Origin of the sequence: Chryseobacterium defluvii, from assembly GCF_003634775.1 — a bacterium.
Taxonomy (GTDB): Bacteria; Bacteroidota; Bacteroidia; order Flavobacteriales; family Weeksellaceae; genus Chryseobacterium; species Chryseobacterium defluvii.
Genome location: NZ_RBXB01000003.1, coordinates 175,179 through 200,308, shown reverse-complemented (window position 1 = coordinate 200,308; position 25,130 = coordinate 175,179). Strand labels below are relative to the sequence as shown.

At 36.9% G+C, this 25,130-nt stretch carries 37 protein-coding genes; 30 read left to right on the top strand and 7 right to left on the bottom strand.

Features of this window, described 5'->3' with window-relative positions; translation table 11 throughout:
- Positions 1-9 precede the first annotated feature (9 nt).
- From BCF58_RS12845 to BCF58_RS12820, 6 genes are all read right to left on the bottom strand, one after another.
- Positions 10-2,736: a hypothetical protein gene (locus BCF58_RS12845; RefSeq protein WP_121462221.1), complete on the bottom strand. Its 2,727-nt coding sequence runs from the start codon at positions 2,734-2,736 to the stop codon at positions 10-12.
- A 26-nt stretch (positions 2,737-2,762) separates the two neighbouring features.
- Positions 2,763-3,743, bottom strand: a complete 981-nt coding sequence (locus BCF58_RS12840) for a hypothetical protein (protein ID WP_121462220.1) — start codon at positions 3,741-3,743, stop codon at positions 2,763-2,765.
- Positions 3,743-4,156, bottom strand: a complete 414-nt coding sequence (locus tag BCF58_RS12835; protein WP_121462219.1) for a hypothetical protein — start codon at positions 4,154-4,156, stop codon at positions 3,743-3,745. Before BCF58_RS12835 ends, BCF58_RS12840 begins: the two co-directional genes overlap by 1 nt.
- A 112-nt stretch (positions 4,157-4,268) precedes the next feature.
- Complete coding sequence (locus BCF58_RS12830; RefSeq protein WP_121462218.1) at positions 4,269-5,000, bottom strand: MIP/aquaporin family protein; 732 nt, start codon at positions 4,998-5,000, stop codon at positions 4,269-4,271.
- 20 nt (positions 5,001-5,020) lie between these two features.
- Positions 5,021-6,517 carry a glycerol kinase GlpK gene (glpK, locus tag BCF58_RS12825; protein ID WP_121462217.1) on the bottom strand — a complete coding sequence of 499 codons (1,497 nt, stop codon included), beginning with the start codon at positions 6,515-6,517 and terminating at the stop codon, positions 5,021-5,023.
- Between the two features lie 13 nt (positions 6,518-6,530).
- A complete protein-coding gene (locus BCF58_RS12820) occupies positions 6,531-8,123 on the bottom strand; it encodes a glycerol-3-phosphate dehydrogenase/oxidase (RefSeq protein WP_121462216.1) in 1,593 nt (530 codons plus the stop codon).
- Positions 8,124-8,239: 116 nt separating this feature from the next.
- On the opposite strand from BCF58_RS12820, the gene BCF58_RS12815 reads away from it, so the two are divergent.
- The 29 genes from BCF58_RS12815 to rplQ all read left to right on the top strand — a co-directional run bounded on the left by BCF58_RS12815 (position 8,240) and on the right by rplQ (position 23,096).
- Positions 8,240-9,004: a DeoR/GlpR family DNA-binding transcription regulator gene (locus BCF58_RS12815; RefSeq protein WP_170149044.1), complete on the top strand. Its 765-nt coding sequence runs from the start codon at positions 8,240-8,242 to the stop codon at positions 9,002-9,004.
- 251 nt (positions 9,005-9,255) lie between these two features.
- Positions 9,256-9,882, top strand: a complete 627-nt coding sequence (rplC, locus tag BCF58_RS12810; protein ID WP_121462215.1) for a 50S ribosomal protein L3 — start codon at positions 9,256-9,258, stop codon at positions 9,880-9,882.
- Entirely contained in the window at positions 9,873-10,502 is a 630-nt protein-coding gene (gene rplD, locus BCF58_RS12805) for a 50S ribosomal protein L4 (RefSeq protein ID WP_121462214.1), read from the top strand. Before rplC ends, rplD begins: the two co-directional genes overlap by 10 nt.
- A 3-nt stretch (positions 10,503-10,505) precedes the next feature.
- On the top strand, positions 10,506-10,796 hold the full coding sequence (rplW, locus tag BCF58_RS12800; protein ID WP_121462213.1) for a 50S ribosomal protein L23: 291 nt from the start codon (positions 10,506-10,508) through the stop codon (positions 10,794-10,796).
- A 22-nt stretch (positions 10,797-10,818) separates the two neighbouring features.
- Positions 10,819-11,640: a 50S ribosomal protein L2 gene (gene rplB / locus BCF58_RS12795; RefSeq protein ID WP_121462212.1), complete on the top strand. Its 822-nt coding sequence runs from the start codon at positions 10,819-10,821 to the stop codon at positions 11,638-11,640.
- 2 nt (positions 11,641-11,642) lie between these two features.
- Positions 11,643-11,921, top strand: a complete 279-nt coding sequence (rpsS, locus tag BCF58_RS12790; protein ID WP_002983209.1) for a 30S ribosomal protein S19 — start codon at positions 11,643-11,645, stop codon at positions 11,919-11,921.
- Between the two features lie 2 nt (positions 11,922-11,923).
- Complete coding sequence (gene rplV / locus BCF58_RS12785; protein WP_039364058.1) at positions 11,924-12,322, top strand: 50S ribosomal protein L22; 399 nt, start codon at positions 11,924-11,926, stop codon at positions 12,320-12,322.
- A 7-nt stretch (positions 12,323-12,329) separates the two neighbouring features.
- The gene (gene rpsC, locus BCF58_RS12780) at positions 12,330-13,064 is read left to right on the top strand and encodes a 30S ribosomal protein S3 (protein WP_121462211.1); all 735 of its coding nucleotides are present in this window, start codon (positions 12,330-12,332) and stop codon (positions 13,062-13,064) included.
- Between the two features lie 78 nt (positions 13,065-13,142).
- Complete coding sequence (rplP, locus tag BCF58_RS12775; protein ID WP_121462210.1) at positions 13,143-13,568, top strand: 50S ribosomal protein L16; 426 nt, start codon at positions 13,143-13,145, stop codon at positions 13,566-13,568.
- Between the two features lie 12 nt (positions 13,569-13,580).
- Complete coding sequence (rpmC, locus tag BCF58_RS12770; protein WP_039364067.1) at positions 13,581-13,766, top strand: 50S ribosomal protein L29; 186 nt, start codon at positions 13,581-13,583, stop codon at positions 13,764-13,766.
- A 12-nt stretch (positions 13,767-13,778) separates the two neighbouring features.
- Positions 13,779-14,033 (top strand): 30S ribosomal protein S17, encoded by a 255-nt coding sequence (gene rpsQ, locus BCF58_RS12765; RefSeq protein WP_002661338.1) that lies wholly within the window; start codon positions 13,779-13,781, stop codon positions 14,031-14,033.
- 2 nt (positions 14,034-14,035) lie between these two features.
- Entirely contained in the window at positions 14,036-14,404 is a 369-nt protein-coding gene (gene rplN / locus BCF58_RS12760) for a 50S ribosomal protein L14 (RefSeq protein WP_007839504.1), read from the top strand.
- 21 nt (positions 14,405-14,425) lie between these two features.
- On the top strand, positions 14,426-14,752 hold the full coding sequence (gene rplX, locus BCF58_RS12755; protein ID WP_121462209.1) for a 50S ribosomal protein L24: 327 nt from the start codon (positions 14,426-14,428) through the stop codon (positions 14,750-14,752).
- Positions 14,753-14,764: 12 nt separating this feature from the next.
- The gene (gene rplE / locus BCF58_RS12750; protein ID WP_007839502.1) at positions 14,765-15,316 is read left to right on the top strand and encodes a 50S ribosomal protein L5; all 552 of its coding nucleotides are present in this window, start codon (positions 14,765-14,767) and stop codon (positions 15,314-15,316) included.
- Between the two features lie 3 nt (positions 15,317-15,319).
- Positions 15,320-15,589, top strand: a complete 270-nt coding sequence (gene rpsN, locus BCF58_RS12745) for a 30S ribosomal protein S14 (protein ID WP_121462208.1) — start codon at positions 15,320-15,322, stop codon at positions 15,587-15,589.
- Between the two features lie 143 nt (positions 15,590-15,732).
- Positions 15,733-16,131: a 30S ribosomal protein S8 gene (gene rpsH, locus BCF58_RS12740; protein ID WP_029297768.1), complete on the top strand. Its 399-nt coding sequence runs from the start codon at positions 15,733-15,735 to the stop codon at positions 16,129-16,131.
- 17 nt (positions 16,132-16,148) lie between these two features.
- Entirely contained in the window at positions 16,149-16,694 is a 546-nt protein-coding gene (rplF, locus tag BCF58_RS12735; RefSeq protein ID WP_121462207.1) for a 50S ribosomal protein L6, read from the top strand.
- Positions 16,695-16,708: 14 nt separating this feature from the next.
- Positions 16,709-17,062, top strand: a complete 354-nt coding sequence (rplR, locus tag BCF58_RS12730; protein ID WP_100377194.1) for a 50S ribosomal protein L18 — start codon at positions 16,709-16,711, stop codon at positions 17,060-17,062.
- Between the two features lie 19 nt (positions 17,063-17,081).
- Positions 17,082-17,603, top strand: coding sequence for a 30S ribosomal protein S5 (gene rpsE / locus BCF58_RS12725; protein ID WP_034712988.1), 522 nt, complete (start codon positions 17,082-17,084; stop codon positions 17,601-17,603).
- A gap of 10 nt (positions 17,604-17,613) precedes the next feature.
- Positions 17,614-17,790 (top strand): 50S ribosomal protein L30, encoded by a 177-nt coding sequence (rpmD, locus tag BCF58_RS12720; RefSeq protein ID WP_007839493.1) that lies wholly within the window; start codon positions 17,614-17,616, stop codon positions 17,788-17,790.
- Positions 17,791-17,885: 95 nt separating this feature from the next.
- Positions 17,886-18,335, top strand: a complete 450-nt coding sequence (gene rplO / locus BCF58_RS12715) for a 50S ribosomal protein L15 (RefSeq protein ID WP_121462206.1) — start codon at positions 17,886-17,888, stop codon at positions 18,333-18,335.
- Between the two features lie 9 nt (positions 18,336-18,344).
- Positions 18,345-19,724 (top strand): preprotein translocase subunit SecY, encoded by a 1,380-nt coding sequence (gene secY / locus BCF58_RS12710; RefSeq protein ID WP_121462205.1) that lies wholly within the window; start codon positions 18,345-18,347, stop codon positions 19,722-19,724.
- Positions 19,725-19,727: 3 nt separating this feature from the next.
- Positions 19,728-19,943 (top strand): translation initiation factor IF-1, encoded by a 216-nt coding sequence (gene infA / locus BCF58_RS12705; RefSeq protein ID WP_002983257.1) that lies wholly within the window; start codon positions 19,728-19,730, stop codon positions 19,941-19,943.
- Positions 19,944-20,005: 62 nt separating this feature from the next.
- Complete coding sequence (gene rpmJ / locus BCF58_RS12700) at positions 20,006-20,122, top strand: 50S ribosomal protein L36 (protein ID WP_007839480.1); 117 nt, start codon at positions 20,006-20,008, stop codon at positions 20,120-20,122.
- A gap of 9 nt (positions 20,123-20,131) precedes the next feature.
- The gene (gene rpsM / locus BCF58_RS12695) at positions 20,132-20,509 is read left to right on the top strand and encodes a 30S ribosomal protein S13 (protein WP_050020611.1); all 378 of its coding nucleotides are present in this window, start codon (positions 20,132-20,134) and stop codon (positions 20,507-20,509) included.
- A gap of 12 nt (positions 20,510-20,521) precedes the next feature.
- The gene (rpsK, locus tag BCF58_RS12690) at positions 20,522-20,911 is read left to right on the top strand and encodes a 30S ribosomal protein S11 (protein WP_002983263.1); all 390 of its coding nucleotides are present in this window, start codon (positions 20,522-20,524) and stop codon (positions 20,909-20,911) included.
- A gap of 19 nt (positions 20,912-20,930) precedes the next feature.
- Positions 20,931-21,539, top strand: a complete 609-nt coding sequence (gene rpsD, locus BCF58_RS12685; protein WP_121462204.1) for a 30S ribosomal protein S4 — start codon at positions 20,931-20,933, stop codon at positions 21,537-21,539.
- Between the two features lie 33 nt (positions 21,540-21,572).
- Positions 21,573-22,568, top strand: coding sequence for a DNA-directed RNA polymerase subunit alpha (locus BCF58_RS12680; RefSeq protein WP_121462203.1), 996 nt, complete (start codon positions 21,573-21,575; stop codon positions 22,566-22,568).
- Positions 22,569-22,574: 6 nt separating this feature from the next.
- Positions 22,575-23,096: a 50S ribosomal protein L17 gene (gene rplQ, locus BCF58_RS12675; protein ID WP_121462202.1), complete on the top strand. Its 522-nt coding sequence runs from the start codon at positions 22,575-22,577 to the stop codon at positions 23,094-23,096.
- A 55-nt stretch (positions 23,097-23,151) separates the two neighbouring features.
- On the opposite strand, the gene BCF58_RS12670 is transcribed toward rplQ, so the two are convergent.
- On the bottom strand, positions 23,152-23,586 hold the full coding sequence (locus BCF58_RS12670; protein ID WP_121462201.1) for a hypothetical protein: 435 nt from the start codon (positions 23,584-23,586) through the stop codon (positions 23,152-23,154).
- A gap of 200 nt (positions 23,587-23,786) precedes the next feature.
- Here BCF58_RS12670 and eno point away from each other — a divergent pair, with 200 nt between their 5' ends.
- Positions 23,787-25,079 carry a phosphopyruvate hydratase gene (gene eno / locus BCF58_RS12665; protein ID WP_121462200.1) on the top strand — a complete coding sequence of 431 codons (1,293 nt, stop codon included), beginning with the start codon at positions 23,787-23,789 and terminating at the stop codon, positions 25,077-25,079.
- Positions 25,080-25,130 lie beyond the last annotated feature (51 nt).

Here is a 25,130-nt window from a genome sequence, read left to right as displayed (position 1 = left end):
TTATCTGAATTATCGTTTCATAAAGTAATTGAAATAGGAACAACTGCCCATTAAACTCTTTGCCATTTCAGTGTCTGCATACTGTGTTTTGAGCAATGCAAAGTAAGTTCTGAATTTTTGATTTTTAATGTCCTGCATCTGCTTCTCATGGGCATCATTTTTCTCTGACCATTTCGGATCCGAATAATCAATATTGGCAGGATTTTTAGCTTCATACTGATAATATTTTCCCTGTTCCGCACTTGCCATCTGGAAAAGGATTCTGGCTTTCTGTTCTTGATCAGAAGTAAATGCCAATGCTTTTTTATAGTAATTAATTGCCAGATCAAAATTATCCGGTTCTATATAAGACGTACTCAGGAAGTTCTTATAATAATACTGATAAGGGGTTTTATTTTTGGTGCTCCAGAAATCAAATTTTCCGCCATTCATATTATTGACGTCCATCACAAATAAATGTCTGTAATATCCAAGAATGGAAGTATTATAAAGCAGATTACCGATCAACTGATTGGCCTTAGCTGATTTCTCGTCCTTACCGTTTGCCATTTTGGTAAGCTGAATAAGTGCATCCGCCAATTCCAGCTTATTCATATTCTGTTTAATGAATGGGAATTGTGCATAATCTTCAGCAGCCATACTTACATTATCCGAACTTTCAAAGCTTTCCCATACATTGTGTCCAAATACAAGATTCGAAATATTCCTGAAGCCATTATATTCATCCGAAGTATACTGATGAGGAACATTTGGCTGGTCATTGGAAACCCAGTCATAATTCAACCTTGGAATGCCTACAAAACCTTGCGCTTTCTCATAATAAGCTTTTGCTTTGGCAAAATCACCTGTTCTCATCGCTCTGTCACCATAAATCAAACTGAAAAAAGCATCAATATTTCCAACATCATCCATGTTTTTGGCAATGATTTGTTGTTCAAACTGGGTCTTCTTCGGTTTTCTGTAAAACTCTTCTACACTTTTAACAAGACTTGAGTTGGGATTGTATTGAAGATCAGAAAGCTTATTGCTCATCAGGAAAGATTTTCCGTCCTCTCCCTGAAGGTAATAGCGGTTAGCCAGAACATCTTTAAGGAAAGAAGATGTGGAAGGAACAGGACCATAATAATTATTATAATCAGAGTTGGTGCTGTCAGTTGTTGTTACTTTCTTTTCAATAAAATATTCTGCATAGTTTTTCATTAAATGATCTTCATATTCTGCAGTGATCTTAGGCTGGGAAACAATGTCATTCAGAACTTTCATCCTTTTGATCTCCTCCATATATTCAGGATTGCTTGTTTTGATCTCATTTAAAACTTCAGTGCTTCCTTCATAATCTTTACTCAGGAATTTTAAATAAGCATTAGCAATCTGCCAGAATTCATCCTTAGATTGACCTTTGGTTTTTTCTGTGAACTTAGCCAGGTCGCTTAAAAAATCTGTCGGTTTCTTATCATCCGACCAGTAAAAACCTGTATTTTGAGTATAGAAAGGAATTCTGTCTGGATTTTCCAATAACTCGTCATCACTTTGATCAGACTGCTTTCCACCATCTTTTTTATCTGATTTAGAACCTCCGAAAAGGTTTTTAAAAAATCTCACAATTTTATCCCAGAAAGAAAGCTTCTCTTTTTTGACTTCTTTGATTTCCGTCTGATCTGCTGGCTTTCCTGAACTGTCTTTATTATGAACAACCGGATTATTAATGTCATCAGAAGCATAATAATAGGTAGGAAGATAGCTTCTTTCCAGCTCATTGATACTTCTTGCAGCCATTACTTTTAAAATTTCCGAATCCGGATTGATGTCGTACATTTTTTCCATTAAAGGAATAGGGTTGGCAAAATCTTCATATCCCAAAAGGAAGTAAGCCATGTTTTTTTCCTCATTGTTACCTGCTCTTTTCATAATATTGTTAAAAGAGGCGGTATCCGAAAGCTTCATGGAAACAAAAGCAGATTCCTTCCGGCTTTTACTATTCATAAAAACCTGAAAGAAATTCCAGTTGGCATCTCCGTTCATCTGCAATCCTCTCTGGGCCCCGGCTAGTTGATCAAGAGCCATAAAATAAGGGGCTCCTTTCAACCGGATAGGTTCAACGTATGTTTTGAAAGCCTGCAAAGCTTTGTCATAATTGCGGGTATAATGATTGAAACGCACCAGCTGGTAACCATATCTTTGTTTGATTTCCGGGTTTTTCGCAGCATTATATAATGAGGTTAAAGCGGAAATAGTCTTGGTATAATCTAAATTCGTAGCATTTTTATTGCTTTCTGCACGGTTATAATAAAACGAATCAGGATTTTCTACAAAATTGATTCTCATATAAGGCTCCAGATATTTAGCCTCAATCAGGTAATCAATTCCTTCACGATATTTTTGATAAAATCCTGTTCCCAGTTTTTTCAGTAGTGAATTATTGGGGCTTCCTTTCTTCAGGTCATTCAGATCATTCATGCTCATTTTATTCACCAGGTAATCTGTTTCCGCATAGCTTAATTGGTTATTGAAGAATTGTTTCCAGGAAGCAATATTCTCATCCGGAATCTGTGAATAGTTAAATTCCGTATAAAATCTCGTTGAATAACTATGAAGGAAGGGCAGATAAGATTTATCCTTTATGATGGTTTGAGTAAACAGGTTAAAATAATCATAATCAGGATCTCCCCATGCACATGCATCGGATTTTGTATAGAAGAATGATACTACAGCAAGTGATAGAATATACTTTTTCATATTAGTTTTATTTTGGTGGGTGCGACTTACAACTTTTCAAAGTTTCGGTTCAATACAAATTTACTATCTAATTGGTAATATATAATAGTAAAACGGGGGATTTTTTTATTCAGGAAACCAACGACATCTTTCAGCTGACTTTCCGTAATTTCTTCTACTTTAATGGTAAAACCTTTGTTCAGGAAATTCCCGAAGTAGAATCCGTCTTTGGTAATAATAATTTCATTTTCCCCTATTTTCCTGAACGCAGGATTATCAAGGTCTTTTAGAGATAATGCATTAATGAGTTTATGCTTTCCCAAATGATTGGTAACAATTCCCCATGAATAAATAGGAAGAGCAACTTCAATACTTTTAATGGGATAGTCTTCCAGTTTAGAAAGATAACTTTTCAGAATATGAATGTCAAGAATGGAATTCTTATCGGAAGTTTCCAAAGGCGAAGACGTGGAATAACACATGAGATACACCTTTTTTACAGGCGGAATTCCGGTCAGGTTTTTGTCTTTTACCTGATGGAGACGAAGCGTGCAGGTGATTTCTTTTCCGGAAATTTTCTTCAGTTCTTTTAAAAACTTAAAATAGTCATCCCGTGTTCCATTAGTCCAGTCACAGTCGATCTGAATCTCATTATTGATTTTCAAACCATATTCTTCAGTTTTTTTTTGAATCAAATGATGAATACTTTGGGCAAGGAATTTTATTTCATCCTCAGAAATTTTCAACAAAGCCCGGTTGGTCACAAACACAGTAGGAACAATCTGCTTATTGGTCTGAAAACTTTGATCTTTTGTAATGACGGCAACAGGCTGGAATTTTCCATTCACTTTATCTACGTCAAAAAACCGGGTATACAAAAAAGGAACTTTCGCCTTATCCAATACTTTCTTCTCTTCCGGTTTTAATGAAAGATGAGTTTTCCAGTAATAAAAAGTGTATTCATGAATTTCTTTTTCGGAGCAGGAAACAATCAACAAAAAAGCCAGTAAAAATTGTACTGCTTTCATTAATTATAAAATGCGCTTTCACAAGAGCAACTTCCTTTATCCATTTCAGAAACCGGACAACAGTCTTCGGATTTTATAACGGTGCCGTTTTCATCAGTAAGGTAAATTTTCTCCTTATCGAATTTCACATAGAAGGTTTCATTGTATGTTTTGAAATGAACTTTCATAACTTTAGAGTTATATTTCCCGGCATTAATTTCTTCTTTCTTTTCCGTTCCGTCTGCCTGATTGATCTGGAGAAAACCGAAATGGACATCACCATTACTTTTTACCTCAAGATAATAAGCCGGAGTTCCGGAACCGCTTGCTCCCTGTTCAATATTAAAATCCCTTCTTCCTGTGAATGGTGCCTTGGATTGTGCAAAAGAAAGAACACTGATGCAGAAAATGAGTAGGCTGAAAATATTTTTCATATTTAATTTTTATCAAAAATAAAAATATCTGAGCAAAAAGTAAGTCGTAAAACTACGGTAATATTTTTCGGAATTCTTACTGTAAAAAATCTGATTGTAGAAATAGATTTAATTAACTTAAAGCTCCATGCAATAAAGCTGCGATGATTGCTCCCAGGAAGGGACCTGTAACAGGAATCCATGCATAGCTCCAGTCACTGCTTCCTTGTACGGGTAGAATGGCGTGCATAATTCTCGGTCCTAAGTCCCGGGCTGGATTGATGGCATAACCTGTGGTTCCTCCTAAAGACAATCCAATAGCCCAGACTAAAAGCGTAACGGGTAAAGCACCCACTGTTCCCAATCCTACTTTGGCATCCGGATCATGATGTAATGTAATACTAGGGTCTGCAAAATAGAAAATCACAAACACTAACACAAAAGTTCCGATAATTTCACTGATCAGATTGGAAAGAGGCTTTCTGATGGCGGGGCCTGTGCTGAAGCAAGCCAGCTTTGCGCCTTCATCTTCAGTGATGGCAAAATGATCTTTATTGAATAGCCAAACCAAAAAAGCTCCCGACATCGCTCCGATCATTTGAGCCACAATGTAAGAAGGGACCAGATTCCATGAAAATTTTCCGGCAATAGCTAATCCCAGGCTTACCGCCGGATTCAGATGGGCGCCACTGATAGGACCCGCAACGGTTACGCCTACGAAAACCGCCAATGCCCAGGCTGTGGTAATGACCATCCATCCGGAATTGTTTCCTTTGGTATTCTTCAACACGACGTTGGCTACAACACCGTTCCCTAATAAGATGAGAAGCATTGTTCCTATGATTTCTGCTATAAATGGAGTCATATTTGTACTTTTTAAAAAGATTAATCTTCTATCCAGTTTTGAGAATGCTGAACAGCCTTATTCCATGTTTTCACCATTTTCTCGGCTTTTTCTTTTTCCAATTGTGGATGAAAATCCTTGTCAATGATCCATTGAGACTGGATCTCATCAATGTTTTTCCAGTATCCTACTGCAAGTCCGGCAAGGTAGGCGGCTCCTAAAGCCGTTGTTTCCAATGTTTTGGGCCTGGTAATTTTGAATCCGAATAAATCGGACTGGATTTGCATCAAAAGATCACTGGCAGAAGCACCACCGTCAACTCTTAATTCGAAACTTGCTGTTCCGGAATCCGCTTCCATTGCTTTCACGATATCATACACCTGAAAAGCAATTCCTTCCAATGTTGCCCTTGCAATATGTCCGTTCGTTGTTCCCCGGGTAATACCTACAATTGTTCCGCGGGCATATTGATCCCAATGAGGAGCTCCCAAACCCGTTAATGCAGGAACAAAATAAACCCCTCCATTATCCTCTACCGATTGGGCCAAATCATTGATTTCTTCTGCCGAATTAATTAATTTTAATCCGTCCCGGACCCATTGGATAGCAGCTCCGCCTACAAATACACTTCCTTCCAGAGCGTAACAGACTTCATCGTTGATTTTCCAGGCAACGGTTGTTAATAAATTATTTTTTGATATAACTACTTCTTTTCCGGTATTCATTAAAAGGAAACATCCGGTTCCGTAAGTGTTTTTTACCATTCCCTGCTTGGTGCACATCTGTCCGAATAAAGCAGCCTGCTGATCTCCTGCAATTCCTGCAATCGGAATCTTGGTAGAGAATAGCGTAGTTGCCGTCTCTCCATAGATTTCACTGCTTTGTTTTACTTCAGGTAAAATCGCTTTCGGAATATTGAATAATTTCAGTAAGTCGTTATCCCATTCTAATGTATGAATGTTCAAAAGCATTGTTCTGCTCGCATTCGAAACATCGGTGATAAACATTTTTCCACGTGTCAGTTTCCATACCAGGAAAGTATCAACAGTTCCAAAACACAACTTTCCTGCTTCTGCTTTTTCTCTTGCTCCCTCTACATGATCCAGGATCCATTTCAGTTTTGTAGCTGAAAAATAAGCATCCAGTACAAGGCCCGTTTTCTCTTTAATCATTTCAGCAAGGCCCAGTTCCTTGAGTTCGTCACAATATTTTGAAGTTCTCCTGTCCTGCCAGACGATTGCATTGTAGACAGGCTCTCCGGTTTCTTTGTCCCAGACTATGGTAGTTTCCCGTTGATTGGTAATGCCGATGGCTGCTACTTCTCTCCCTGAAATGCCGGCTTTGGCAATGATTTCTGCCGCTACGGAAATCTGGGAAGACCAGATTTCATTAGGATCATGTTCTACCCATCCCGGAGTAGGGTATATCTGTTCGAAATTCCTTTGAGAAATATATTCAATTTCTCCGCTGTGATTGAATAAGATGGCTCTTGACGAGGTTGTACCTTGGTCCAGAGCGAGGATTAACTTTTCACTCATGTTGTGGCATTGTTTAAGGTTGGTTATTTGGAGAATAAGGAGTCAGTAAATATCCTTCCGCCAATTCGATGAATTCTTTTTCCTGTTCATGAATCCATTCTTCGGAGTATCTCTTTTCTTTTGCAATGATGACAGCAATTTTATGAGCACTGTCTATCGCAGCTCTCGCATCTAAGAATAAAAGACGAACCCTTCGGGCCAAAATATCCTCTATGGTTTCTGCCATTTCATTTCTGACAGCCCAAACAGCTTCTGCAATGGTAAAAGGGTGATCAGGATGTATTTTTTCTGAATATTCAGGCTGGCTTTTCTGTAAAGCTTTGATCATTGGGATATCTGAGCCGTAAACATATAAATGATGGTTTCTGTCAACCGTTTCAGGTTTTACATTTCCATGAATGGATAGGTGCTCTGTTTTGGAGGTCGTGGTTCCCAAACGATGAACTTTCATTGCTTCGTTAATGGTATCTTCAGCCATTTTACGGTAAGTGGTCCATTTTCCGCCAATGATGGAGATCAAACCTGTGTCTGATGTGACAATTTTATGGCTTCTTGAAACCTCTTTTGTGCTCTTGCTTCCGTCTTTTGGAGCGGCAAGAGGCCTGAGTCCGGCGAAAACGGATTTTACGTCTTCACGGGTTGGTTTTTTGGCTAAATATTGTCTTGCCGTATTTAAAACGAAGCTGATTTCTTCTTCCAGGGCTCGGGGTTCAAAGCTTTCGTTTTCCAACAAGGTGTCCGTTGTTCCTACCAATGCTCTGTTATGCCAGGGAACAACAAATAAGACCCTTCCGTCAGAAGTTTTAGGGATCATGATTGCATCCTCACTTTTTAAGAAAGATCGGTCCAGAACCAAATGAATTCCCTGACTCGGAACAACAAATTTTCCATGTTTCGGGTTATTCATGTTTAAAATGTGATTGGTAAAAACTCCGGTTGCATTGATGACAACCTGTGCATGAATTTTATATTGTTGTTTTGTAAATTGATCTTCTGCCACTACACCTACTATTTTGTTGGAATCATTCTTAATAAGATTGATTACTTTAATATAGTTAACTGCCGTTCCTCCTTTTTCAATTATTGTTTGGGTCAGGTTAATGGCCAGTCTCGCATCATCAAACTGCCCGTCCTGGTATACAACTCCGCTTGCCAGATTTTCCTGTGCAATTGTCGGTAGTTTTTCAATGGTTTTTGATTTGCTGATGTATTTTGTTTTTCCTAAGCTTAGTTTTCCTGCCAGGAAATCATAGACCGAAAGCCCTATTTTATAATAGATCCCTTCCCACCAGGTATAATTGGGAATAATAAAAGATTGATTTTTTACCACATGAGCTGCATTTTTTGCCAGTAATCCTCTTTCCTTCAATGCTTCCCTCACTAAACCGATATCTCCCTGTGCCAGATATCTTACACCGCCGTGTACCAGCTTTGTGCTTCTGCTGGAAGTTGCTTTCGCAAAATCATGAGATTCCAGCAATAATGTTTTAAATCCTCTGCTTACCGCATCCAATGCCGAACCTAAACCGCTTGCTCCGCCACCAATAACAATAAAGTCCCATTCTTTGACGGAGGTTATCTTGTTGAGTTCTTCATTTCGTTTCATAATGTTTCGATATGTTTCGTTTTCAAATTTATTAATTAAAAACGAAACATAAAAAGAAAATAAATGAAATTTTTCGAATCCAAATAAAAATATTATTTTTGATGAAACGAAACGGAATGGAAAAATTGCTGGCTAGACATAACGATATACTGAAAGAACTGGACGAAAAAGACTATGTTCTTGTTCAGGATTTATGTGAAAAGTTCAATGTTTCGTCAGTTACGATTCGAAAGGATCTGAATTATCTCGAAAGTCTAGGGTTGCTTTTCCGAAATCACGGCGGGGCAAGCAAGCATGTAAGATATGCTTACGAAAAGAATGTTGACGAAAAAGAAAACATTAATGTAGAAGCGAAACAGAACATTGCCAAAGCCGCCTTGTCTTTAATTCAGGAAAATGACTGTATTATTCTGGCTTCCGGCACAACGATGCATTATCTGGCAAGAATGCTGGTGAATTTTGGACCGTTGACCGTTTTAACGTCCTCCCTGCGGGTTGCGATTGAACTTTGCAATAATCCTAATATTAATATTATACAATTAGGAGGGGAGGTGAGAAAAAGCTCAACGTCTATTGTGGGTTCTATTTCTGAAACTATTCTGAAGCAATTTTCCTGTAATAAATTATTTCTTGGTGTGGACGGGATCGATATGGATTTCGGAATCAGCACTTCCAATGCGGCGGAAGCCCATTTGAACCAGCTTATGATCGAATGTTCCGATAAGGTTGTTATTCTTGCGGATTCTTCCAAATTAAATGTAAAAGGATTCGGTAAAATTGCGGACCTGGATAAAATTGATTATCTCATCACGGATAGTGATATTTTAGAAGAAGATAAAAATAAACTCGAAGAAATTGGAATACGTGTTATTGTTAAATAAAAACCAATTCATTTTTAAATTTCTTTGCCTTTCAAAAAATATTCTCCGGAATTTACCCTTTAATTTTCCAAAAAGACCTAATTGATTAAAAATCAAAATATTTTGCCGTAAATATTTGTCAGTTATAAAAATATTCATAAATTTGCACACTCATTTTAGGGGCGTAGTATGCCTATATCAAAAGTAGAAATTGCTTCAGACCTTCCTAAAATGGTGATAAATAAAGGATAAATTTTATTATAATATAAACAATGTCAGGTATTATTGGTAAAAAAATCGGTATGACATCTTTGTTTAACGAAGAAGGGAAAAACATTCCTTGTACAGTTATTCAGGCTGGTCCATGCTCGGTTTTACAGGTCAGAACCTTAGAAAAAGACGGATACAAATCTGTTCAATTAGGTTTCGATGACAAGAGTGAGAAGAACGTTGGTAAAGCGTTAGCTGGTCATTTTAAAAAGGCTGGTTCTGCTCCTAAAGCTAAATTGGTTGAATTCTACAGAGAATTCGTTGATGAAGTAAAAGTAGGAGAGGAGGTAACTGTAAACTTATTCGCTGAAGGTGAATTCGTTGACGTAACAGGTACTTCTAAAGGTAAAGGTTTCCAAGGTGTTGTTAAAAGACACGGATTTGGAGGTGTAATGCAGGCAACTCATGGTCAGCACAACAGACTTAGAGCTCCAGGTTCTATCGGTGCTGGTTCAGACCCTTCAAGAGTATTCAAAGGGATGAGAATGGCTGGAAGAATGGGAGGTAAGCAGGTGACTGTTCAAAACCTTCAAGTATTAAAAGTGGATCAAGAACAAAATCTTTTAGTAGTAAAAGGTGCTGTTCCGGGAGCTAAAAATTCTTATGTAATTATCAGAAAATGGAACTAGTAGTATTAAATACATCAGGAAAAGAGACCGGAAGAAAAGTAACTCTAGACGAATCAGTATTCGGAATTGAGCCAAATCAGCACGCGGTTTACTTAGAAGTTAAACAGTATCTTGCTGCTCAAAGACAAGGTACTCATAAAGCAAAAGAAAGAAGCGAAATTACTGCTTCTACTAAAAAACTTAAGAAGCAAAAAGGATCTGGTTCTGCTAGATACGGGGATATCAAATCTCCAGTTTTCAGAGGTGGAGGTAGAGTATTCGGACCAAAACCAAGAGACTACAGATTCAAATTGAACAAAGCTCTTAAGAGATTAGCTAAGAAATCTGTTTTATCTCAGAAAATGAGAGACAACAGCATCAAAGTTTTAGAAGATATGAGCTTAAACGCTCCTAAGACTAAAGATTTCATCAATGTATTGAATGCATTGGAACTTAACGGTAAAAAATCTTTATTCGTTCTTCCTGAAGCTAACAAGAATGTATATTTATCTTCAAGAAACTTACCTAAAACTAAAGTAATGAACTTCAATGAGATCAGTTCTTACGATTTAGTAAATGCAGGTGAGATTGTATTCTTCGAAGGTGCAGTTGAAAAATTCCAGGAAAATTTAAAGAAATAAATCATGTCAGTTATTATTAAACCAGTAATTTCAGAAAAAGCGAACTATCTTACAGACTTAAGAGGTGCTTATTCTTTCTTAGTAAATACTAAGGCGAATAAAATCGAAATTAAAAAAGCTGTAGAAGAAGCTTACGGTGTAAAAGTAGCGGACGTTAGAACCATGATTTATGCTCCTAAAGTATCTGCGAAATATACAAAGAAAGGTCTTCAAGTAGGAAAGACAAATAAATTGAAAAAAGCGGTTATCACTCTTGCTGAAGGGGAAGTAATCGATATTTTTGCTGTAAATTAATTATTAATTATAAATAATAGTAATGTCTGTTAGAAAATTAAAACCTATCACCCCGGGACAGAGATTCAGAATTGTAAACAATTTTGAGGAAATTACTACCAACAAACCAGAGAAATCTCTAACAGTTGGTATTAAAAAGTCAGGTGGACGTAACCAAACAGGTAAAATGACCATGCGTTACACCGGAGGTGGACACAAAAAGAAATACAGAATTATTGACTTCAAAAGAAACAAAGCAAACGTTGAAGCAACTGTAAAGTCTGTAGAATACGATCCAAACAGAACTGCATTTATCGCTTTATTAGAATATGCTGATGGAGAGAAGAGATACATCATCGCTCCAAACGGTATCAAAGTTGATCAAAAAGTGGTTTCAGGAGAAAACGTAGAACCAAATGTAGGTAATGCAATGAAATTGAAACACATTCCATTGGGTACTGTAATTTCTTGTATCGAAATGAAGCCTGGTCAAGGGGCCATTTTAGCAAGAAGTGCTGGTTCTTCAGCTCAATTAACTTCAAGAGACGGAAAATATGCTATCATCAAATTGCCTTCAGGAGAATCCAGAATGATCCTTACTGAATGTATGGCTATGATTGGTTCTGTTTCCAACTCTGATCATCAATTAACTGTATCAGGTAAAGCTGGTAGAAGCAGATGGTTAGGTAGAAGACCAAGAACAAGAGCGGTAGTAATGAACCCTGTAGATCACCCGATGGGTGGTGGTGAAGGACGTTCTTCCGGAGGTCACCCAAGATCTAGAAATGGTATGCCGTCTAAAGGTTATAAAACAAGAAAGAAAAACAAAGGGTCTAACCGTTACATCGTATCTAAAAGAAAATAATTATGGCAAGATCACTTAAAAAAGGACCGTTCATTCATCATACTTTAGATAAGAAGGTTCAGGCAAATATAGAGTCTGGTAAGAAGACAGTTATCAAAACTTGGTCTAGAGCATCTATGATCTCTCCGGACTTCGTAGGACAAACTATTGCTGTACACAACGGGAAATCTTTTATCCCGGTTTACGTTACAGAAAACATGGTTGGTCACAAGTTAGGCGAATTTTCTCCAACAAGATCTTTCAGAGGTCATGGTGGTAACAAAAATAAAGGAAGCAGATAATCATGGGATCAAGAAAACAAGATAGCGCAATCGCAAGAAAAGAAGCGAACAAGGACGTTGTGAAAGCTTCATTAAACAACTGCCCTTCTTCTCCAAGAAAAATGAGATTAGTTGCTGATATCATTAGAGGAGAGCAGGTAGATAAAGCACTTTATATCCTAAAATATTCAAAGAAAGAGGCATCTAATAAATTAGAGAAATTACTTCTTTCAGCTATGGCAAACTGGCAAACTAAAAACGAAGGAGCTGACATTGAGGAGGCCAACCTTATCGTTAAAGAAATATTCGTGGATAGTGCAAGACAATTGAAGAGACTAAGACCGGCTCCGCAAGGTAGAGGGTATAGAATCAGAAAAAGATCTAACCACGTTACATTAATCTTAGGTAATAAAGAAAATTAATCAAGGTATGGGACAGAAGACAAATCCAATTGGTAACAGATTAGGTATCATCAGAGGATGGGATTCTAACTGGTTTGGTGGAAACGATTATGGAGACAGAATCGCTGAAGACTACAAAATCAGAAGATACCTTGAAGCTAGATTATCTAAGGGTGGTATTTCAAAAATTTATATTGAAAGAACCCTAAAATTAGTAACAGTTACTATTACTACTGCTAGACCGGGACTTATCATCGGGAAAGGAGGTCAGGAAGTTGATAAATTAAAAGAAGAGTTGAAAAAACTTACGGGTAAGGATATTCAAATCAACATTTTTGAAATCAAAAGACCTGAACTTGATGCAGTATTAGTAGCTGATAGCATCGCTAAGCAAATTGAAAACAGAATCTCTTACAGAAGAGCTGTTAAAATGGCTATGGCAGGTACTATGAGAATGGGTGGAGAAGGTATCAAAGTTCAAATCTCAGGAAGATTGAACGGTGCTGAAATGGCAAGAAGCGAATCTTTCAAAGAAGGAAGAATTCCATTGTCTACTTTCAGAGCTGATATTGATTATCATATTGCAGAAGCTCACACTACTTACGGTAGATTAGGTGTAAAAGTTTGGATTATGAAAGGTGAAGTTTACGGAAAAAGAGAACTTTCTCCTTTAGTAGGACAACAGAAAAAAGGACCTTCAGGAGGTGGAAACAGAGGAGATAGAGATAACAGAAGACCTTCAAGAGATAAAAAAAATAATTAATAAAATTTTAGAGGATAGTTTTTAAATTACCGTTACTTTTTTAAAATCTAAATTCTAAAATCTAAAATTTAAGAAATTATGTTACAACCAAAAAGAACCAAATTCCGTAGAGTTCACAAGATGAAGATGAAGGGGAATGCCCAGAGAGGTAATCAACTTGCTTACGGAACTTTCGGAATCAAAGCTATAGAAGGAGCTTGGATCACTGCAAGACAAATTGAAGCTGCGCGTATCGCTGCGACAAGATATATGAAGAGAGAAGGTCAGCTATGGATCAAAATCTTCCCGGATAAGCCAATTACTAAAAAACCAGCCGAAGTAAGGATGGGTAAAGGTAAAGGTGCTGTGGAATATTGGGTAGCTGTAGTAAAACCAGGTAAAATTATGTTCGAAGTAGGGGGAGTTCCTTACGAAGTAGCGAAAGAAGCTCTTAGACTTGCTGCACAGAAATTACCAGTAGTTACTAAATTTGTAGTTGCTAACGATTTTGTTAAACCTCTATAATCTTTGAATACAATGAAAAAAGCTGATATTAAAAATTTAAGCGCGGGTGATATTCAAACTCAATTGACTGAAGCTAAGGCTCAATATCAAAAATTGAAATTGGCTCATAAAATCAGCCCAATTGAAAACCCGATCCAAATCAGAGATTTGAGAAAAACAATCGCAAGACTAAATACTGAGTTAACTAACAAACAATAATTTCATTTTACAATGGAAAGAAATTTAAGAAAAGAAAGAATCGGAGTTGTTTCCAGCAATAAAATGGAAAAAACCATTGTTGTTAGTGAAACGATGAGAATGAAACACCCGATGTACGGTAAATTCGTTTTGAAAACGAAAAAATATACTGCACACGACGAAAACAACGAATGCAACGAAGGAGATACAGTTCTTATCCAAGAAACTAGACCTTTGAGCAAAAACAAGAGATGGAGATTAGTAAGAATCATTGAAAAAGCTAAGTAATAATGTTACAAACAGAATCAAGATTAAAAGTTGCTGATAACACAGGTGCTAAAGAAGTATTGGTTATCAGAGTTCTGGGAGGAACCAGAAGAAGATATGCTTCAGTTGGTGATAAAATCGTTGTTACTATCAAAGATTCTACACCATCAGGAAACGCTAAGAAAGGTCAGGTATCTAAAGCTGTAGTAGTAAGAACGAAAAAAGCAGTAAGAAGAAAAGATGGTTCATACATCAAATTCGAAGATAATGCTTGTGTATTGCTAAACGCAGCGGGAGAAATGAGAGGAACCCGTGTTTTCGGACCGGTTGCTCGTGAGTTGAGAGACAAAGAATATATGAAAATCATTTCATTAGCTCCTGAAGTACTTTAATTTTTAAAATTTTTAAAGAAAATGTCAAAGTTAAAAATAAAAAGAGGAGATAACGTAATCGTAACTACAGGTAAGAAAGGTCTTAAAGGTAGTACTGGTGAAGTTATTGAAGTGATCAAAAAAGAAGGAAAAGACCCAAGAGTTGTTATAGCAGGACTTAATATTGTTAAAAAACACGTTAAGCCTTCAGCTTCTAACCCTCAAGGAGGAATCGTTGAAAGAGAAGCTTCTATTCATATCTCAAACGTAGCTTTAGTTGGTAAAGACGGAAAAGCTATCAAAGTAGGTTACAAAACTGAAGGAGATAAGAAAGTAAGGATCAATAAAAAAACGGGTGAAACTTTATAATTTGAAATACACATGGAATATATAGCAAGACCCAAAAAAGCATATAAAGAAACAATTGTTCCTGCAATGATGGAAGAATTCGGGTACAAGTCTGTAATGCAGGTACCTAGATTGGAAAAAATCATCCTGTCTCAAGGATTAGGTGATGCCACTGCGGACAAGAAAATCATTGATTATGCTGTAGAAGAATTAACGAACATCACTGGTCAGAAGGCTGTAGGTACAATCTCTAAGAAAGACGAAGCTGCTTTCAAATTAAGAAAAGGGATGCCTGTAGGTGCTAAAGTTACTTTGAGAGCTAATAAAATGTATGAGTTCTTGGATAGATTAACTTCTTCTGCTTTGCCACGTATCAGAGATTTCTCTGGTATCAAAGCTGATGGCTTCGACGGTAGAGGGAATTACAACTTAGGGATCACTGAACAAATCATCTTCCCTGAGATCGTAATCGACAAAGTGAAAAAAATCCAGGGGATGGACATCACTTTCGTTACCACTGCGAAAACAGATAAAGAAGCGAAAGCATTATTAACTCACTTCGGTTTACCATTTAAAAAGAACTAAGAAATGGCTAAAGAATCAATGAAAGCGCGTGAGCGCAAAAGAGAAGCACTAGTTGCTAAATATGCTGCGAAAAGACAAGCTTTGAAAGAAGCTGGTGATTACGAAGCACTACAAAAACTTCCTAAAAATGCTTCTCCTGTGAGACTACACAACAGATGTAAGTTAACAGGTAGACCAAGAGGATACATGAGAACGTTTGGTATTTCCAGAGTAACTTTCAGAGAAATGGCAAACAACGGTCTTATCCCGGGAGTTAAAAAAGCTAGTTGGTAATAATTACTAATTAATCCGGACAATTAAGTTGTTCAGATACTAAAGATAAAAATATCAGACCTAAGATTTTCTGAAGTCTGATATTTTACTCTTCAAGTCTTTGCAATACTGATTGTCTTTAACCAATAATTTATAAAAGAAAAATGGTAACAGATCCAATTTCAGATTTCCTAACAAGAGTAAGGAACGCACAAAGCGCAGGCCACAAAGTGGTGGAAATTCCTGCATCGAAAATCAAAAAGGAGATTACGAAGATCTTATTTGATCAAGGGTATATCTTAAACTACAAGTTTGAAGATAGCGCTGTTCAAGGAACGATCAAAATCGCTTTAAAGTATGATAAGCAAACCAACAAACCTGCTATTAAGTCTATCCAAAGAGCTTCAAGACCAGGTTTGAGACAGTACAAAGGTTCTACAGAACTTCCAAGAGTACTAAACGGTTTGGGTATTTCTATCATCTCTACTTCTAAAGGAGTAATGACTGACAAGAAAGCTAGAGAAGAAAAAGTAGGCGGTGAAGTAATCTGCTATGTTTATTAATTTTTAATCAAAGGAAAATGTCAAGAATTGGTAAAGCAATTATAACAATTCCAGCAGGAGTTACAATCACTGAAAACAATGGTGTGGTAACAGCAAAAGGTCCAAAAGGAGAGCTTTCTCAGGAGCTTACAGCAGGAATTACTTTAGAACAAAACGATGGTGAGCTTACAGTAAGCAGACCGTCTGAGTCTAAACAACACAAAGCGCTTCACGGTTTATACAGAGCGTTAATCAACAATATGATTGTGGGTGTATCAGAAGGATTCACTAAGCAATTAGAATTAGTAGGGGTAGGATACAGAGCTTCTCACTCAGGACAAAAACTTGAGTTGGCTTTAGGATTCTCTCACGGTATCGTATTAGAACTTCCTAGCGAAGTGAAAGTGGATACATTGACTGAAAAAGGTAAAAATCCAATTATTACTTTAACGTCTCATGACAAGCAACTTCTGGGAATGGTAACTGCAAAGATCCGTTCTTTCAGAAAGCCTGAACCATATAAAGGAAAAGGAGTAAGATTCGTAGGAGAAATTGTTAGACGTAAAGCTGGTAAATCTGCTTAATAAATTATAAGAAAATGGCATTAAGTAAATTAGAAAAAAGAATAAGAATAAAAAGAAGAGTAAGAGGAAAAATCTCTGGATCTTCTGAATTGCCAAGATTATCTGTATATAAAAGTAATAAGGAAATTTACGCTCAGTTAATCGACGATAACAGTGGAAAAACTTTAGCATCAGCTTCTTCAAGAGAGAAGGGTGTAGATGCTAACGGAACTAAAACTGAAGTTTCTGCTGCTGTAGGTAAAGCTATTGCTGCTAAAGCTATTGCTGCAGGAATCGAAAATATAGTGTTTGATAGAAACGGATTCGTATATCACGGTAGAGTTAAGGCTTTAGCTGATGGTGCGAGAGAAGGTGGACTTAAATTCTAATCATAAAAATTTCGGAAATATGTTAGGACTAGATAATATAGAAAGAGTAAAACCGGGAGGATTAGAATTAAAAGATCGTCTCGTAGCTGTTAACAGAGTAACTAAAGTAACAAAAGGAGGTAGAGCTTTCGGATTTTCTGCTATTGTAGTGGTAGGAAATGAAGAAGGAGTTATCGGTTACGGTTTAGGAAAATCTAAGGAAGTTGCTTCTGCAATTGCTAAGGCTGTTGAAGATGCTAAGAAAAACTTAGTAAAAGTTCCTGTAATGAACCACACAATTCCTCACCAGACTACTGCCAGATATGGTGGTGCAGATATCTTCTTGAGACCTGCTTCTCACGGTACAGGACTTATCGCCGGTGGTGCGGTAAGAGCGGTATTGGAATCTGCTGGTATTCACGATATCCTTTCAAAATCTAAAGGATCTTCTAACCCTCACAACGTGGTGAAAGCTACTTTCAAAGCGTTATTGGATATCAGAAGACCTGAAGAGATTGCTAGAATGAGAGGAGTTTCTCTAAGTAAAGTGTTTAACGGTTAATATATAAACAATGGCAACAATCAAAGTAAAACAAGTAAGAAGCGCTATTGGAAGAACAAAAACCCAAAAGAGAACGCTTGAAGCATTAGGATTTAAGAAACTTCACCAAGTTGTAGAACACGAAGCTACTCCTTCTATCTTAGGAATGATAGCTGCAGTTAGTCACTTACTTGAAGTTCAGAAATAATTAAAAATTCAAAGATTAAAAGATTAAAATATTCTTTCTATTTTAGTCGGAATTTTTTAATCTTTAAATTATTTAATCTTTAAATCAATAAAAAAATGAATTTAAACAACATACAGCCAGCTGCAGGATCTACTTTCAATTCAAAAAGGATTGGTAGAGGACAAGGTAGTGGAAAAGGTGGTACTTCTACAAAAGGACATAAAGGACAAAAGTCAAGAGCTGGTTATTCTCAGAAGATCGGTTTTGAAGGAGGTCAGATGCCTTTACAAAGAAGATTACCGAAATTCGGATTCAAAAACGTAAACAGAAAAGAGTTTAGAGCTATCAACCTAGATTCTATCCAGACTTTAATTGAAAATAAATCTATCACTGGAGATATTACAAAAGAAGTTTTGGTAGCAAACGGTTTAGCAACTAAAAACGAATTAGTGAAAATTATGGGTAGAGGAGAATTGAAATCTGCGGTTTCAATCTCTGCTGACAAGTTCACTAAATCTGCTGAAGAGTTAATCTCTAAAGCGGGTGGAAAAGCAATTACCTTATAATAATTACTAATGAAAGAATTTATACAAACCCTCAAAAATATTTGGAACCTAAAAGAATTAAGAGACAAAATTCTCTTTACCTTAGGTATCATCCTTGTGTATAGATTCGCATCTTATATCTCCCTGCCTGCAATTAACCTTGCAGAAGTAGGAGATCTCTTAGAGCATTATAAAAATCAAGGCGGAAACAAGCAAGGAGCAGGTCTTCTTGGCTTGCTTTCGTCATTTACGGGAGGAGCATTCAGCCACGCTTCCGTAATGGCGTTAGGAATCATGCCTTATATTTCTGCTTCTATTATTGTTCAGTTGATGGGGATGGCTATCCCTTATCTTCAGAAGCTTCAGAAAGATGGAGAGTCAGGTAGAAATACATTGAACCAAATTACAAGATGGTTAACTATCGGAGTTTGTTTAGTACAGGCACCTTCTTATTTAACTTCTATTACTCAATTATTCTTACCATATGCTCAGTTCCAATCTGCCTATTTTGTAGAGCCAAATTCTATCATGTTCTGGTTGCCAAGTATTGTAATCTTGGTAGCAGGTTCAGTATTTGCAATGTGGTTAGGTGAGAAGATCACCGATAAAGGTATCGGAAACGGTATCTCTATCCTTATTATGGTAGGGATCCTTTCAAGATTGCCGGAAGCATTCGTGCAAGAAATGGCAGTTCAGAACGGAAAAGGAGGAATGGGGTCTATCATGATCCTTATTGAAGTATTATTCTGGATGTTGGTAGTTCTTTTAGCAGTGATCCTATCGGTAGCTGTTAGAAAAATTCCTATTCAGTATGTAAGCAGAGCTCAAGCAAGAGGAGGTGTAAACAGAAATCTTATGCAGGGAGCAAGACAGTGGATCCCATTGAAAGTAAATGCAGCCGGTGTAATGCCGATTATCTTTGCTCAGGCATTGATGTTCGTACCTGGTTTATTAACGAAATTCGATGAGTCTAATACTTTTCTTGCAGGTTTCAAGAATGTTTTTAGCTGGCAATACAATGTATTGTTCGCGCTATTAATTATTATCTTCTCATTTTTTTATACTGCGATTACCATTCCGGTGAACCAAATGGCCGATGATCTGAAGAGAAACGGTGGTTTAGTACCGAAAGTAAGACCGGGAAAAGACACTGCTGATTATTTAGATGATATTTTATCAAAAATTACCTTGCCAGGTGCAATATTTTTATCTATCTTTGCAGTCCTTCCAGCAATTGTACATGGAAGCTTTGTTCAGACAGATGCGTTCGCCCTATTTTTCGGGGGAACTTCACTATTGATTATGGTTGGGGTTATTTTAGATACTGTTCAACAGATTAATACGTATCTGCTGAACCATCACTATGATGGCTTAATGCAGTCTAAATTATCAAGAACGACTGGATATTAATTTATGGCGAAACAAAAACATATTGAACAAGATGGCGTGATCGTGGAAGCACTTTCTAACGCCATGTTCCGTGTAGAACTGGAAAATGGGCATATCCTTATTGCACATATTTCCGGTAAAATGAGAATGCATTATATTAAACTTTTACCTGGTGATAAGGTAAAACTAGAAATGTCTCCTTACGATTTAACAAAAGGGAGGATTACATTTAGATATTAAAACAAATGCCAAATGGATCTTCGGATTTCCATTTGGCATTAGTAAAAAATAAATATTTTCAAATGAAAGTTAGAGCATCAATTAAGAAAAGAAGCGCTGATTGCAAGATTGTACGCAGAAAAGGTGTGCTATTTGTAATCAACAAAAAGAACCCAAAATTTAAACAAAGACAAGGCTAACATTAAATTATGGCGAGAATTGCAGGTATTGATTTACCAAAAAACAAAAGAGGCGTTATCGGTTTAACTTACATCTACGGAATCGGAAGAAGTACTTCTTCAGAAATCCTTAAAGCTGCCGGTATCAGCGAAGATAAGAAAGTCAACGAATGGAATGACGATGAATTGGCTGCCATCAGAACATACATCTCTGAAAACATTAAAGTAGAAGGAGAATTAAGATCTGAAGTGCAATTGAACATCAAGAGATTGATGGACATAGGATGCCAACGAGGAATACGTCACAGACTAGGATTACCTTTAAGAGGCCAGAGAACGAAAAACAACTCTAGAACCCGTAAAGGAAAGAGAAAAACTGTTGCTAACAAGAAAAAAGCTAGTAAATAATCGTTAGGAATTATGGCAAAACAAACTAAAGTAGTTAAGAAAAGAAAAGTAAAAGTTGAAGCTATTGGTGAAGCACATATTCAGGCTTCTTTCAATAACATCATCATTTCTTTAACAAATAAAAACGGAGAGGTTATCTCTTGGGCTTCTGCTGGTAAAATGGGCTTCAGAGGTTCTAAAAAGAATACTCCATTTGCTGCTCAAATGGCAGCTGAAAATTGCTCTGCTGTAGCTCACGAAGCTGGGTTAAGAAGAGTAAAGGTGTTTGTAAAAGGACCTGGTGCAGGTAGAGAATCTGCGATCAGATCTATCCACAACTCAGGAATTGAAGTTAGTGAAATCATTGATGTGACTCCTATGCCACACAATGGATGTAGACCACCAAAAAGAAGAAGAGTTTAATTTTTAGAATTTACCCATTATGGCAAGATATATTGGACCTAAAACTAAGATTGCTAGAAAGTTTGGTGCTGCAATCTACGGAGATGACAAAAACTTCGAGAAAAGAAAAAACCAACCGCCAGGACAACACGGTCCTAATAAAAGAAGAGGTGCTAAAAAATCTGAATATGCAGTTCAGTTGGCTGAAAAGCAAAAAGCTAAATATACGTATGGTATTTTAGAAAGACAATTTGCTAATTTATTCGATAAAGCACACAGAAGTAAAGGTGTAACAGGTGAAGTTCTATTACAACTTTGCGAATCTAGATTGGATAACGTAGTGTACAGATTAGGTTTTGCTAAAACAAGATCTGCTGCAAGACAATTGGTTTCTCACAGACACATTACTGTGAATGGAGAGAAAGTAAATATTCCATCTTATTTGCTTAAAGCAGGTGACGTAATCGCTGTAAGAGAAAAGTCTAAGTCTCTTGAAGTAGTTACCAACGCATTGGCTTCTAAAGCAAACTATGAGTGGTTACAATTCAACGATGAGAAGAAAGAAGGTACTTTCGTTTCTGCTCCTGAAAGAATCCAAATTCCGGAAGACATCAAGGAACAGCTTATCGTCGAACTTTACTCTAAATAATTTTTTAATCAAATTTTTGCTCAACCCAATAATATGGCAATTTTACAATTCATAAAACCCGATAAAGTAATTTTACTTAACTCTGATGAATTTAGAGGTCAATTTGAATTCAGACCACTAGAACCAGGTTTCGGGCTTACAATCGGTAATGCTTTGAGAAGAGTGTTGCTTTCTTCTCTGGAAGGTTATGCTATTTCATCTATCAAAATAGAAGGTGTAGAGCACGAATTTTCAACTATTCCAGGAGTAATCGAAGACGTTACCGAAATTATTCTTAACCTTAAACAGGTAAGATTAAAAGCTGTAGCAGAAAACCAGGCTAATGAGCAGGTAGTTGCTAAGGTTTCAGGTCAGACGGTTATTACTGCTGGAGATTTAGGGAAGTCTATCAACGGATTTGAGGTGTTGAACCCGGATTTGGTGATCTGCAACCTAAACAGTGATGTAACTTTCGAAATTACTTTCAATATAGAAAAAGGCAGAGGGTATGTTCCATCAGAACAAAATAAGTCAAACAATGCACCTGTAGGTACTATTGCAATCGACTCTATCTTCACGCCAATTAAGAAAGTACAATACAGCATTGAAAATTATCGTGTAGAGCAAAAAACAGACTACGAAAAACTTGTATTAGATATAGAAACTGATGGTTCCATCAGTCCTCAAAACGCTTTAACAGAAGCTTCTAAGATATTAATTTATCACTTCATGTTGTTCTCTGATGAGAGAATCACTCTTGAAACTGAAGCTGTAAAAGCATCTATCCAATACGATGAGGAAACTCTTCATACAAGACAATTACTTAAGTCTAAATTAGCAGATATGGATCTTTCCGTAAGAGCCCTTAACTGTCTGAAAGCAGCTGAAGTAGAAACTCTTGGAGAATTGGTTTCTTACAGTAAGTCTGATTTGATGAAATTCAGAAATTTTGGTAAAAAATCTTTGACAGAACTAGAAGAATTAGTGCATTCAAAAGGTCTTAACTTCGGTTTCGACGTTGCAAAATATAAGTTAGACGCTGATAAATAATTAATAATGAGACACGGTAAAAAATTCAATCACTTAGGAAGAACGGCTTCTCACAGAAGTGCTTTACTTTCTAATATGGCTTGTTCTCTAATTGAGCATAAAAGAATCAACACTACTGTAGCTAAAGCTAAAGCTTTAAGAGTATATGTTGAGCCTCTATTAACAAAAGCAAAAGAAGATACTACACACAATAGAAGAGTTGTTTTTTCATATCTTCAAAATAAGGAAGCTGTTGCTGAATTGTTCAGAACAGTAGCTCCTAAAATCGCTGAAAGAAACGGTGGTTATACAAGAATCATCAAAACAGGTTTCAGACCAGGTGATGCTGCTGATACCGCTCTTATCGAGCTAGTAGATTTCAACGAGCTTTACAATCCTAATGCTGAAGAGAAAAAAGCTACAAGAAGAAGCAGAAGATCAACAACAGCTAAAGCTGCTGTAGTTGCTGAAGCTCCAAAAGTAGAAGAAAAAGTTGAAGAGCCAAAGGCAGAAGCAGCTGATTCTACTGAAGAGAAAACTGAAGAATAAGACTTTTTCAGATATATAAAAAACCGTTCAGATTTCTGAACGGTTTTTTTATGCTTTATATTTTAGTTTTCACAAGTTGAATAATGTTGTTATCCTGATCTAAAATCAGGCTGTCTCCTTTGATCGTCGCTTTCATATTATCCTTTTGATAGATGGTTTCTGTAGCATCAGACTTTATTTTAGGAAGAGTGAAAGTCTTCTTGTTGCTGGTAATGGCCAGAGTACTTTCATGAGAAGCTTCCGTGAAAACCACTTTTACCAATGTTCCGTCGATGGCCTTATAAATAGAAGATTTTGTTTCCGTTTTCTTGCCGTCAACAATAGATGTTGATGAACCTGAAGTCAGAGTATCTATTTTACCATTGTTATCAACCACCGATGTTTCCGATGTCTCTAGCTTAATAGAGCCTTTGTTTCCGCTTTCACTTTTCCCACAGCTTATGAGGGAGAGAGAAATAAGGGAAACCGCTATTAGAAGTTCTTTTTTCATATACTTTTTTGAGGATTATTTGAATTTAAATTTGTTTGATTAAAATTAATAAAAACTTGTAGATTTTTTGCCTCTTTATTACGAAATATTAAAGTATACGTTTTCATCAGTCTACTTTTTTCATTAAATTTGTGACTCAAGTAAATTATTAATTAAAGAGCTGCTGTTCATGCAGTCGCTTATTAAAAAGAGAAAAAATTATGAGTTATATTTCTTACATAGAAGCAAGACAAATTTTGGATTCCAGAGGGAATCCTACTGTTGAAGTGGATGTATTCACGGAGAGTGGTGCTATGGGACGCGCTGCAGTTCCTTCGGGAGCATCTACGGGAGAGCACGAAGCGGTTGAATTACGTGACGGAGGTTCCGAATATTTGGGAAAAGGTGTTCTGAAAGCTGTGGAGAATGTAAGAGAAGTAATTGCTCCGGAATTGGTAGGTCTTCCTGTTTTTGATCAGAATCTTTTAGACCAGATCATGATCGATCTTGATGGAAGCAGCAACAAAGGTAACCTGGGAGCGAATGCCATTCTTGGAGTTTCCTTAGCTGCGGCAAAAGCTGCGGCAACTGAGCTGAGAATGCCTCTTTATAAATATGTTGGAGGTGTAAATGCCAATACACTTCCGGTTCCGATGATGAATGTAATTAATGGCGGATCGCATTCTGATGCTCCGATTGCATTTCAGGAATTCATGATCATGCCGGTAAAGGCAGATTCTTTCTCTCATGCTTTGAGAAAAGGGACTGAGATTTTCCATAACTTAAAATCTATTTTACACTCCAGAGGTTTATCTACTGCGGTAGGTGATGAAGGGGGCTTTGCACCAACGTTCAAAGGAACTGAAGATGCTTTGGATACATTGCTTCAGGCCATTGAAAAAGCAGGGTATAAGCCGGGTGATGATATCATGCTGGCTTTAGACTGTGCTGCTTCAGAATTCTATAAGGATGGGGTATATGATTACAGAAAATTCCAGACTCCGGATGCTGCACAATTTAGCAGCAGTGAGCAGGTTTCTTACTTAGCAGAATTAGCAGCTAAATATCCAATTATTTCTATCGAAGACGGTATGCAGGAGAATGACTGGGAAGGATGGAAAATGTTGACTGATAAAATCGGGGACAGAGTACAATTGGTTGGAGATGACTTATTCGTTACCAATGTTGAAAGATTATCAAGAGGAGTTAAAGAAGGAATTGCGAATTCAATCCTTGTCAAAGTAAACCAGATCGGTTCTCTTTCCGAAACAATGGCAGCAGTCCAGATGGCTCAGAACAACAGATTTACTTCCGTAATGTCTCACAGATCAGGAGAAACAGAAGATGCTACAATTGCTGATTTAGCAGTAGCAATGAACTGTGGTCAGATTAAAACAGGTTCTGCTTCAAGATCAGACAGAATGGCAAAATACAACCAGCTTTTGAGAATCGAAGAAGCATTAGGTGAAACCGCAATTTTCCCAGGATTAGAGGCGTTTAAAGTAAAAAGATAATTGAATTTATAAATAACGGCAAGCGATTATTTTTGTTTGCCGTATTTTGTA